This window comes from Streptomyces sp. NPDC001634, assembly GCF_040298185.1.
Lineage (GTDB): Bacteria > Actinomycetota > Actinomycetes > Streptomycetales > Streptomycetaceae > Streptomyces.
Map to the genome: position 1 here is coordinate 1 of NZ_JBEOZU010000159.1, position 10907 is coordinate 10907.

The 10907-nt window shown below is 68.5% G+C and carries 11 protein-coding genes and 3 pseudogenes; 8 read left to right on the plus strand and 6 right to left on the minus strand.

The window, feature by feature from the left end; genetic code table 11:
- Positions 1-136 (minus strand): transposase (locus tag ABT186_RS45990; protein WP_351930391.1); only part of this gene is annotated, 136 nt, incomplete at its 3' end.
- Between ABT186_RS45990 and ABT186_RS45995 the strand changes: the two genes are divergently transcribed.
- Positions 124-417: a GNAT family N-acetyltransferase gene (locus ABT186_RS45995; RefSeq protein ID WP_351930379.1), complete on the plus strand. Its 294-nt coding sequence runs from the start codon at positions 124-126 to the stop codon at positions 415-417. The two genes, ABT186_RS45990 and ABT186_RS45995, sit on opposite strands and share 13 nt — an antisense overlap.
- 123 nt (positions 418-540) lie before the next feature.
- Here ABT186_RS45995 and ABT186_RS46000 read toward each other — a convergent pair whose 3' ends face one another.
- Positions 541-939: a winged helix-turn-helix transcriptional regulator gene (locus ABT186_RS46000; protein ID WP_351237764.1), complete on the minus strand. Its 399-nt coding sequence runs from the start codon at positions 937-939 to the stop codon at positions 541-543.
- 77 nt (positions 940-1016) lie between these two features.
- Here ABT186_RS46000 and ABT186_RS46005 point away from each other — a divergent pair, with 77 nt between their 5' ends.
- The 3 genes and pseudogenes from ABT186_RS46005 to ABT186_RS46015 all read left to right on the plus strand — a co-directional run bounded on the left by ABT186_RS46005 (position 1017) and on the right by ABT186_RS46015 (position 3715).
- Positions 1017-1970, plus strand: coding sequence for a zinc-binding dehydrogenase (locus tag ABT186_RS46005; RefSeq protein ID WP_351237766.1), 954 nt, complete (start codon positions 1017-1019; stop codon positions 1968-1970).
- 43 nt (positions 1971-2013) lie between these two features.
- Positions 2014-2356: pseudogene (locus ABT186_RS46010) on the plus strand (IS5 family transposase); the annotation flags it as partial.
- Between the two features lie 120 nt (positions 2357-2476).
- A complete protein-coding gene (locus ABT186_RS46015) occupies positions 2477-3715 on the plus strand; it encodes a PP2C family protein-serine/threonine phosphatase (RefSeq protein WP_351930381.1) in 1239 nt (412 codons plus the stop codon).
- 482 nt (positions 3716-4197) lie between these two features.
- Here ABT186_RS46015 and ABT186_RS46020 read toward each other — a convergent pair whose 3' ends face one another.
- Positions 4198-4746 (minus strand): hypothetical protein, encoded by a 549-nt coding sequence (locus tag ABT186_RS46020; RefSeq protein WP_351930383.1) that lies wholly within the window; start codon positions 4744-4746, stop codon positions 4198-4200.
- A gap of 122 nt (positions 4747-4868) precedes the next feature.
- On the opposite strand from ABT186_RS46020, the pseudogene ABT186_RS46025 reads away from it, so the two are divergent.
- A pseudogene (locus ABT186_RS46025) lies at positions 4869-5100 on the plus strand (hypothetical protein); the annotation flags it as partial.
- Positions 5101-5208: 108 nt separating this feature from the next.
- Here the strand turns inward: ABT186_RS46025 and ABT186_RS46030 are convergent.
- Positions 5209-6153, minus strand: a complete 945-nt coding sequence (locus ABT186_RS46030; RefSeq protein WP_351930385.1) for a saccharopine dehydrogenase family protein — start codon at positions 6151-6153, stop codon at positions 5209-5211.
- 25 nt (positions 6154-6178) lie between these two features.
- Positions 6179-6991 carry an 8-oxoguanine DNA glycosylase OGG fold protein gene (locus tag ABT186_RS46035; RefSeq protein ID WP_351930387.1) on the minus strand — a complete coding sequence of 271 codons (813 nt, stop codon included), beginning with the start codon at positions 6989-6991 and terminating at the stop codon, positions 6179-6181.
- 837 nt (positions 6992-7828) lie between these two features.
- Between ABT186_RS46035 and ABT186_RS46040 the strand changes: the two genes are divergently transcribed.
- The 3 genes and pseudogenes from ABT186_RS46040 to ABT186_RS46050 all read left to right on the plus strand — a co-directional run bounded on the left by ABT186_RS46040 (position 7829) and on the right by ABT186_RS46050 (position 10284).
- Complete coding sequence (locus ABT186_RS46040) at positions 7829-8806, plus strand: hypothetical protein (RefSeq protein WP_351930388.1); 978 nt, start codon at positions 7829-7831, stop codon at positions 8804-8806.
- A 565-nt stretch (positions 8807-9371) separates the two neighbouring features.
- Positions 9372-9755, plus strand: a pseudogene (locus tag ABT186_RS46045) (DUF6221 family protein); the annotation flags it as partial.
- Between the two features lie 310 nt (positions 9756-10065).
- A complete protein-coding gene (locus tag ABT186_RS46050; RefSeq protein WP_351231128.1) occupies positions 10066-10284 on the plus strand; it encodes a hypothetical protein in 219 nt (72 codons plus the stop codon).
- 297 nt (positions 10285-10581) lie between these two features.
- Here ABT186_RS46050 and ABT186_RS46055 read toward each other — a convergent pair.
- Positions 10582-10907, minus strand: a 326-nt coding sequence (locus ABT186_RS46055; RefSeq protein ID WP_351930389.1) for an alpha/beta fold hydrolase, incomplete at its 5' end; no start/stop codon positions are given.

A 10907-nucleotide genomic window follows, 5' to 3' on the forward strand; every position in this document is an offset into this window, starting at 1 on the left:
ACTCCTTCAGCTCCGCTTCGAAGTCCTCGCAGACCTTGCGCATGACCTCTTCGCAGCGCGTCAGCATCTCGTCGTTGAAGACTCCGCGTCGGTACTTCGTCACGAAGACCAAATACACACGCGATGGCGGCCGGATTGCCGTACGCCGACGCCCGGTGTCTGGTCGCCTACGACGACCAGCGCAACGCGGTGGCGGCGGTGACGGTGTGGTCGGCCGGTCCGGGGAAGCCCGGGCTGCTCGAGCCGATGGGCGTGCACCGGGAACACCGCGGTCACGGCTATGGCAAGGCGATCACCGTCGCCGCGGCGGTCGCACTCCAGGAGTGGGGTTCGTGGAGCGCGATCGTCTGCACCCCGAGCTCCAATGTCGGCGCCGTCGCCACCTACAAGTCAGCCCACTTTTCAGCAACTCCCTGAGATCCGGGACCGACGCCGGGACGCCCAGGACCTGTCCGGGCGATCATGTACGGGCTCATGACGCTGACGGTGGGCCGTTCGCTGTCCTCTGGCTGTCGAGCCGGGAGCCGGTGCGGGCCCGTCTCAGCCGACGTTGGGTGACCGCTCCGCCGCGGTGTCGTAGGCGGCGCGGGCCTCGGCGATGGACGACCGGTGACGCTCGGCCCAGCCCACCAATTCGGTCAGCGAGGCGTGGAGTTCCCGGGCCATGGGCGTGAGGCTGTACTCGACCTTGGGCGGCACGGTCGGATAGACGGTGCGGATGAGTAGCCCGTCCCGCTCCAGTCTGCGCAGATTGAGGGTGAGCATCCGCCGGCTGATGCCGTTGATGGCGCGTTCGAGTTCGGTGAAGCGGACCGGGCCATGGGCGGCCGCAGTCAGGATCCCGATGCTCCACTTGCCCGCCACGCGGTCGAGTACCTCGGTGACCGGGCAGGCTTCGTCCTTCACCGCTTCTGCAACACGGATGTGACTGCGTGACATTAATGTGCCTCCTTCCGCCGGACAGCAAGGTTACCGATGATGACTGCTGTTACAAGTCATGCACCAAGGGGGAAGACATGCCTGTTCGTGCTCTCGCCGTCGATCCGTCCGCACCCGCCGCCGTCTGCCTCGCCGAGGTTCCCGACCCTGTGCCGGGGCCGGGCCAGGTCCTGGTGGACGTCTCCCACGCTTCCCTGAACTACGGCGACCTCAACGACGCCCGCTCCGGTCGAGTCCCTGTGGGTGCGGTGCTCGGTTCGGACGCCGCCGGGGTGGTGGTTCAGGCCGCCGCCGACGGAACCGGCCCGGCGGTGGGCACCCGGGTGGTGGCCTTGACCTCAGGGGCGTTCGCCGAGCGCATCGCGATCGATGTGGGTGCGCTCGCCGAGGTGCCCAAGACCTTGGACCTGGCGAAGGCGGTTGCTTTGCCAGTCGCCGGAGTGGCGGCACTGCGCTCGCTGCGGGCCGCGGGGCTCGGGCCGGGCAAGAGGGTGTTGGTCACTGGGGCCTCCGGCGGGGTCGGCCGGTTCGCCGTCCAGTTGGCGGCGCGGGCCGGCGCTCACGTGATCGCGTCCGTGGGTTCGTCGGCCCGCGGGGAGGGGCTGGTTGGGTCCGGCGCCGACGAGGTGCTGATCGGCTTGGAGGGACTCCATCGACCGGTCGACGTGGTCATCGACAGTGTCGGCGGCCCCCAACTGGTCGCGGCATGGAACCTGCTCGCTCCTGGGGGCAGCGTGCAGAGCGTCGGCTGGACTTCCGGTGAGCCGGCTGTCTTTCCCCCGTATGCGACCGTCGGCCCGTCCAAGTCGCTGACGTCCTTCGTCATCGAGGGGGATATCGGCCCGGACCTGGCCGTTCTCACCGAGCTGGCCGCTGAGGGATCCCTCACTGTTGAGATCGGCTGGCAGGGATCCTGGGACCGATTCGCCGAAGCCGCCGAGGCCCTCCGCGGGCGCCGTGTCTCTGGAAAAGCGGTTCTGCATGTGTCACGCGGTGAGCGACACGCGCCAGCGCTTCCTCCGCAGGACTAGGACCTACCTGATCGTGTGACTGTTTTCCTGCCCGGTCATTGGTCTGGCCGTTGGGCGGGGTGATCTGACGGACGCCGAGTGGGGACGGCTTCAGCCGCTCCTACCGGTCAGAAATGGGCGTCGTGGCCGGTGGCGCGATCATCGGCAGGTGATCGACGGGATTCTGCACCGGGTGCTGACCGGGGTGCAGTGGCGTGACTTGCCCGAGAGGTACGGGCCGTGGGAAGACGGTCTATGAACGCCACCGGCTGTGGTCTGCCGACGGCACCTGGGAACGGCTGCTGCGGCAGGTCCAGGCCGCAGCCGACGCCGCAGGTGAGATCGACTGGGACATCGCGGTGGACTCCACCATCGTGCGCGCTCATCAGCACGCGGCTGGCGCCCGCACCGATCCCCCTCCGGCCCCCGCGCCAAAGGGCGGCCCAGGTGCCGACGGCGCCGACGCACGGTAGAACGTAGGGGTGAGGGACGGGAACATCCCTGATGAGGATGCACGGCCGCAGCGCGTGGCGAGGTCGGGGATCGACTACCGGGCGTTGTTCGCGGTCACCCCCAGCCCCTATATGGTGCTCAGCCCGGACCTGGTGATCGCCGACGTCAACGAGGCAGCTTGCCGGGTGACTGGCCGAACTCGGGAGGATCTGCTCGGGCGGTACCTCTTTGACGCCTTCCCTGAAAATCCGGCGGACCCGGATGCTGAGGGGGTACGGAATCTGCACGCTTCCCTGCAGCGTGTCCTGCGTTCGAAGGAGCCGGACACGATGGCGCCGCAGAAGTACGACATTCCCGTGGCCGACCAGCCCGGCGTGTTCGAGGAGCGGTGGTGGTCCGCGATCAATACCCCGGTGCTCGGGCCAGGTGGGGAGGTGGCGTGGATCATCCACCGGGGGGAGGATGTGACCGCGTTCATCCTGTCCCACCGCCGGCCGCGAGAAGGCACGGCGCCCAGCGACGCGGAGGCGATGGAGGTCGAACTGTACGCACGGGCGCGCGAGCTCCGGCGACTGAACGAGGAACTGCGCCAAGCCCATGCCCGGGAGCGCCAGGTCGCCGTCACCCTCCAGGAGGCCATGCTCCACTCGCCCCATTTGGCCCGGCATCGGGACACCGCGGTGCGCTACTTGCCCGCGGCCGGGTCACTGAACGTGTGCGGCGACTGGTACGAGGTGGTCGACCTGCCCGAGAACAGATTCGCCGTCGCGGTCGGCGACGTCGTCGGCCACGGCCTGGAGGCCGCCGCCGTCATGGGCATGCTCCGTAGCGCGCTTTCCGCCTCCGTCCGGGCGGTCGAAGGGCCCGCGAGTGCCCTGGACGTCCTGGGCCTGTATGCACGCTATGTGGAGGGTGCGCTGGCCACCACCGTCGTCCAAGCGGTCGTCGACACCCACGCTCGCCGCATCACATACAGCAGTGCCGGCCACCCGCCCCCCGTCCTGCTCCACCAAGACGGCACCTGCGACTTGCTTGACCAGGCCACCGACCCTCCGCTGGGGGCCCGCCCCAAACACATCCCCCGCCCCCAGGCCGACCTGCCCTACACCCCCGGCGACACCTTCGTCCTTTACACCGACGGCCTCATCGAGCGCCGTGGCGAGGACATCGACGCCGGCCTGCAACGTCTCACCCACGCGCTTGCCTGCCATGCCCGACACAGCCCCGAACGCCTCGCCGACGCCCTGCTCGCGCACCTCGGCGTCAGCAGTGGCGCCCGCGACGACATCGCCCTGATCGTCCTCCGCCTATGATCCGGGTGCCGCCACCCGAGCGCCACAGGTGGCGAACCTCGCCAGCTGAAGAAGCGCTGCCTACGTTGTGTTGCGGGACTGGTGAGCCCGTCGTATGGTTGGCACGCCCAGGGGCGCCGAGTGTGGTTGGAAACGCTCTGCCGCGGGTGGCTTTGACTGATCGGCCGCTCAGCGCCTCGCGACGACTCGGCTGCCGATCAGGAATCGCGAATGATCGCTCAGCAGGGAGCTGACAGCGAGGTCGTCCGCGGGCATTGACCGCCCCCGGCTGGGCAGGCGGGCCGGTGTGGACCAGCGGGAGTGGTTCGCCGATCCGGTCCGCCGTGCAGCCGAGTTCCGGCGCGCGGCCGCACCCTGGCCCCATTGGCCGCAACGCCGGGGCAGCGGGCTGTCACACGACGGCAGCATGCCGCGGGACACGCGACGCGACTTGGGTGCGGATCTTCTGAGGGTTACATCCGGGGCGGATGCCGTGTGACCGTTCAGGGGCTGGGTTCCGGCCAAAACGGTTGAGCCCGGCCAGCAGCAGCCTGAATCGCGTCTCCGTCCAGGACGAGGCTTGCGTCGTGAAGCCCGCGGTGGGGCCACGAGCACGTCACGGTCACCGGCCCCGGTGGCAGCAGCGGCCATATCCACAGGGTCAGGCGTACGTCCTCGCCGTCATCCGGTCCACCTGAGCTGCTCTCGGACTTGCTGATCACCAGCATCGGCCCACGCCCGCTGCGTAGCCCGGTCTCGTCATCCTGGGCTACGTTCCGCCCGTCGGCGAGCCGGACACGGAAACGCAACTGCGGATGCCCGGCGAAGCCAACAGGGCCAGGCCGCACGCCGCCGGGCGATGATCCGCGCGCATGGGCCTCAACCTCGACCTCAATGCCGACCGGATAGGCCAGTACCTGCCGGGCGGCCACCACGAGCCCATCCGACCGCCCGATGAGTACTGGTCCCATGACGTATCCGCCGATCATCTGCGGCGGCATGTACCACTCGGGCAGATCACCGGCGCTTCCATCGCCCGGCACGTCAAGCATGTCCCGAGGGTACATCTGCCGACCGTGTCGGGGTGGGTGCAAGCCCCCGTCGGCTGGCCTGCCTCCTGGCGGCGATAGCAGGCTGCTTGCGCACCTTGAGACCCTCAGAAGATCTGCACCCACGCGACTTCGCGCGGATCGTCGGGGAGTTCGCCGACAACGGCTACCTGGTCGAAGCGTTCGACGAGGAATGCGTCGACGACCCCGCGACCTGCCGGACCCTTCCCAGGTCATCGAACGGTGTCTCGGTATCCTTCACCTGTGGCCCCTGGCCCGGAGACGTGGGACAAGGACACCTTCCACCGCCTGATCGAGGTGTTCCACGACCTGGTCAGCCGCCCACGCATGCTCCGTGCTGTGAAGGCGTGGAACTTGGCACCGTGTGACTCCCAGGCCGATCCAGTGCCGCCGGCTGGGTTCCGTTGCCGTTGGCACGGCGTGGTGAAGAGCGAGGGGGTGTCCTCAGCGGAGGATGAAGGTGCCTCCGGTTGCGGTCGTGAGGTCGGGGCCGAGGGCGGCTGCGGGTGTGTGGGCGCCGGGCTTGCCTTCGCCGCGGGCGAGGCGTGCGGCGGTTTCGGCGGCGGCGCCGGCGGTGTAGTCCATGCCGTCATCAGCGCGTAGCCATGCGTAGCCATCCTTCTCGGCTGGTGCCGTTCGGCCAGGTGATGACGGCGTGTCCCCAGGATTGCTGCCGGGGACGGGCGGCCGCCTTGAGACGGAGGCAGGCCAACTGGCGGACGGCGAAGCGGCGCAGTGCTGGGATGGAGAGCAGCTTCCCGGCGAGCGGAAGGATCGCTCGTACGGCCGCGCCGGTGGGGCCAGGGCGGAAGTGATGGTGACGTTCGGCGCTCCGCTGGCCCGCTGCGCGGCGATGAGCTCGCCCGAGGGGGCTCCCGCCGATTTCACCTTCTGCCCGTCGGGGAGGGTGAGGTGTTGCACATCTGCGCCGAGCCTGGTCTTGGCCAGGCGGCCGTCTTCGTAGCGGAGTCCGCCGGTGGTCAGCACGTCGATGATGGAGGCGGCGAAGGCAGCACCCATGACGCCGGCCTCGGTGGCCATCGAGGACAGGGCGTCCACGCGCACATGGCTGGGGACGGGGCGGTTGGCGCACAGCGTGACGACGACGGCTTCCGTCGCCAGGACGCCGAATCCGGCGCCGGTCACCAGGGTGCTACCGGCCGTTGCCGCCTCTTCGTGCAGGTCACGGAGCCGGGAGGTGGCGGTCGGGTCGGCGGCCAGGTCCAGGTAGTGGCCGCCCGGCATGCAGGCGCGGGCCACCTGTAAGGCGGTTTTGGCATACTCACCGATGGTGCAGGCGAGGGCGCCGCCGCGCTCCAGGTCGGCCGGAAGCCCGACAGCCGCCGCGCCCGGCCCCCGGCGCTCCCTGGTGGGCAGAGCGCCTGACACGGCGGAGCGACCGCCTGCCGTGCCCTCAGCTGGATGTCTCCCATGCGGCGTTGAACAGCGCGCATTCGAGCAGGTCGGGCGCCGTACCGGACGGCCAGCCGTCGGTGCCGGCCAGTTGGCGGGCGGCTGCGTGCATGAAGGAGAGGTAGACCTCGTAGCGGTGGGGCGACCAGTTCCAGTCCGCCCACACCCAGGATGCGATCGAGCCGTCGGGGTCGTGGCCGGTCTCCCGGCCGACGGCGGCCGCGAGCGACCGCAGGCGCAGGGACAGGATGCGATCGAGGATGAGCGCTCCAGGGCCATGCGCAGGCTGCAGTGTCTTGCCGGTGAAGTACAGGAACTTGGTGAAGAAGGACCGCCCGAACCCGGGAATCCGCTGGTGGAGCGCCGTGTAAGCCTCTCGTGAGCCGTGCTCGTACAACGCGGTGACCGCGGTGGCCAGTGCCGCATCCAGGCCTTCGGCGGCCAGGATCTTCTGCAGCGTGGCCGGTCCGCTGCCGCGGGGGGTGCCGCGCTTTCCCTTCCCCCACACATAGGTCGCGACCAGAGCCTCTTTGAAGGCCTCGCGCCGCAGTGCGTCCGCGACGATCAAGGTCACCTCCGCCCGGCTGACCCCGGCATCACCGGTGTGGGAGGTGAGAGCCAGCGCCGAAGGCCATGGGGTGATCTGCGCCCAGCGGCTGGGGGTGTAGCGGATCGTGTGCGCGCCAGGCGTCCCGTCCGCATACGTTCCTGCGTTCTCGCTCCACCAGCGGCCCAACGCCATCACAGCGGCATCGGGCAGCAAGCGCGTGGCCATCTCCCGGTCCACCACGTCTGCGCGGTCTTGTCTGTTCACGTTCCGCCCCCCGCAGTTTTCTGACGGGACCGCCAGCCCGGAAGGCAGACGGCCCGCGTGGTGCTACTGGCCGCAAAAACCAATGCGGCAGACGGGAGTCGACGCTACCGCCGCTCCGGCGGCGCAGAGCATGGCACTCCCCGCCGCCCTCGACCCACTCACCAGAAGGGGTACGGGAGCTCGATTGTCGCGGCCCCGGGTCAGAGAGCAGGCGCCGGCGGCATGACCTGCGGATTGCTCACCTCACTGAGCTGGAGTCCGGGTCGGTGAGCTTCAAGGTGGGCAGTAGCTGCGGCGCTTCGTGGGTGCGTTGAAGGGGGCTGACCTGTGGCCAAGGCGTCGCGTTGAGCTTTTTGCTCGGTTGGAGCGGATGGTGCTCACCTCAGCGGAGCCGTCGGCAGTAGTGGTCGGAGCCAGAGCCCTGGGGGAGGAGTACTGGCTGCGGGTGGCCGGCTGAAGGCGGTGGGGTCTTGTCTTTGACGGTGCTTATGCGGCACCGGTCAGGCGCCGGACGTTCGGCGATCTTCGACTGCCTCTGCCACGCTGGTTTGTTCTGCGTCGCAGGTCCGTGCTGCCCCTGTGGGCCTGACTGTCCGTTTCGATGTCCTCGAGAGACATGGCCAAGAGTTGTGGGCGAGCTGAATTCAGCGCTTGCTCTGCGGCATCTCGTGGAACGCGACCATCCTCGACGGGCGTGTGCTGCGCTCACACAGTAGCCGGCCCGGCCAGCCAGGAGGCCACCAGCAAAGCGCTCACCGAGTCGCTGCAGACCAACCCGAGCTCGTCGCCTGAAAAGCGTTCGTCGCCCGTCGTCCAGTGGCGCTAGCCTCGCCGGTCATGGGAGCACGAGCGCAGTACGTGGTGGTCAAGAACGGCGCCTGGCAGCGGTACCAATCGCACTGGGCCGCCAACCGGGTGGTTGACGATCTGCTGCCCGGTCCGGACGCGGCGACACGCTGCTTCCGCGCCAACCGGGAGACCGACGCATGGCTCGACGATGTGTGGTGCGAGGGCGCCGCACTCGTCGACCACGACCAGCGGATCCTGCTGTGGTTCGCCTTCGCGGACAGCTGGGCTGACCACCTCGCCGCCCGCGCCGTACTGGCCCGGACATGGCCCGGTTGGGACGTCCGTTTCGCGCACGACGGCATGGGTGATCTGACGCACCACCTCGGCCTCGGCAGGGACCTGACCCGTCCGCCGGGTTGGTTCGAGACCTTCGAGCCTTCCTGGTTCGCGGACACCGAGAACACCGAGCCCTGGTCCGTCGTCTCCCTGCGCCTGCCCGACGGAAGCGTTCGCGCGTGGGGCAGCGGTCGGGAGCCTATCGAGCACATCGCCGACGGCCCCGGCCTGATCGACCTGCTCGCTGCTTCGCCGACCACGCCTCCCCCCACAGACATGCCGTACGGCGGCGTCCATTTCGACCCTCAAGCCCACACCGTCTCGCTCTGGGCAGTGCAGACCGTGGCCGGCATCCACAACTGGCCATTGCCGGGCTGGGAAAACTGGACTTTGGACTTCCGCGGCGACGACCACACCCAGCAGGGTGGGCTGCTCCCCACGGACTTCCCCTTCCCACAGCCCCCGCTCACGGCCGCACTGCGGCGGCTCAGCGACGGCCTCGGCACCCCGCCGCCCGACAACGGCACGCTCCTTGCCCGCGCCACGGCTGCGCCTGGTCCGGAGGGCACCGCCCCCTTGGTGAACCCCGCTGCGCTGGTGCCGCACGAACCGGCCGATCCCACCCCGGCCGAACTGGTCGAGCTGCGCATCGCGCTCGATGCGCTGGTCGCAGGGGAGGAGGCCAACTGACCACCACCTCATGGGCTCCCCGGGTCTGCAAGGTGACTCGGCCGCTACGGCAGACCACCACCCCGTGACCAGAGCAAGTGTCAATTGTTGCGGATGGCTGGGCCAGGGCGGCGGGTTGACGCCTCGATGACCTGCCAGCCGGAGGCCAGGTTGCCTGGCATGAGGCGATTGTTCTTGTTCCTCGGAAGGTCACGAGCGCGGTATGGGGCTCTACACCGCCGAGCACCTGGGGGCGTGGTATCGGAGTCAGGGCGGGAACGATCCGCGCCGATCCCACCCGAGGCCGCTGGCACATGCCGGACGACGACGAACACGGCCGCTGGAAGCGGAGAGAGCTCCATGACGGCGATGACCGGGGTGTCGCGGCCGCATGCTCGGCACTGAAGAGTGACCGCACAGCCGCCTCACCATCCCGAGGCGAAGGAGCACTCCTGGAGACGAGAAGGCCCGCGGTCATGCCCGGACCAGCCCTGGAAGCGGCCCGCGAGTACGGGCGGTGGCTCCGCGCCCAGCTCGATGAAGACGAGCGGATCGCTTACGAGGCCGACGAGTCGATCGACAAGAGGAATCTGGACTGGGTGTACCAGCCGGATGGCGAACTGGGTGGCAAGGTGACCTCGGCGCGTGGCGCCGACCTGATCCCGGAAGTGACGGCGGGTACCGGCGCGCGCACGTCACGGAGCACGATCCCCGCCGAATGCTGCGGGAGATCGATACCAAGCGGCGCATCCTCGACCTCTACACGACCGCTGCCGACGGCCGTTCGACGTTGCGCGCGCGGATGCGCGAGGTGATCGATAGTGACACAGACGAGTTCTCCCCACTGCATCGACAAGAGAACAGGCTGGTCGAGACCATCGAACACGTGGCCCCGGTGGTGTACGTCCTCGCGTTGCCGCACGCAGACCGGCCCGGCTTCCGAGAGGAGTGGCGGACGGACCCGATCTGACAGGCTCTGTATCTTCTGCTGTCGCTCCGAATTTCCCGCTGAACAGGGCAACTTGGCGCCCGCAGATAACGCGTGCAAGATGATTCCACCAACGCCCATTACGCGTTGAACAATTTAATAGCTAGCGCCTGCCCTCTGCGTGGAACAGTTTCCACAGCTGCCCGCCAAGCAGCAGAGGAGTCAGGGGTGAGGTATGCGAGCCCGGTTGACGGCTTCCCACCTCCCGCATGAGTACTGAAGGACCGACAGGTCAGCCCGCCAGCTGACGAGTCGATCTGGAGCCTTCACCTCATGCGCCGCATTCGGCCTCGTGGCCGAGTACGGACTCCGCACAGCGGAGGGGAGGAGGAGATTCGTCACCGGGCTTTTTGATTATCCGGGAGGAGGTGGTGAACACATGGGAGATGAATGGTGGCGGACGGTCCAGCGAGCCATCGAAGACACCCGCAAGACCGTCCGCCTTATTGCCATCCTGATCGCCGTAGGGCTAATTGCGGCACTGTCAACGGCAATTAGGTGTCTGGTCTGAACGAATTCCGTCGTCGTCCAAGGCCGGACCTAATGATCCAGCCTTAGATCGTGATCTTGCTGGTGGGGTCGTGTGGTCGGGAGTGCTTCAGTTGGTTGTGGCCGCGCTTCCGTGATGACTACGAAGTTCGACGTGGAGCGCTTACGGCAGAAGCCGTGGGTTTACGGGACATGGATCGAGAGAAGCATCCTGGACAACCTCGGGTTGGAATCGTGCCGATCGCGTGCGCGCGGCCGGATCGAGCCTCCGACGTCCACTGCTGCGTGGAGGCCAGACCCACGCGGCACCCGCCGTCCTCTATCCGAGCGTGAGCATCGCCTCGGTGACCTCGCCGACCGCCGCATCGGGGATCGCAGTGGCGGCCTCCTTGAGGACGAGCAGCCGTGCCCCGGAGATCTCGCGCGCGATCGCCTCGCCGTTGCCGACGGGGAAGAACCGGTCGCGGCGGCCGTGGACGACGAGCGTGGGGACCTCGATCTCGGGCAGGCGCTCGCGCCAGCGGGGTTTGCAGTCGAGCCTGGAAAACACCATGCCCATCTGGTTGGCCATCTGGACCGGGGGTGCGGTGCCGGGCGTGCGGTCCCAGATGCGCGCAGCGATTGCGCGCGCGGCGACGGGGTCGT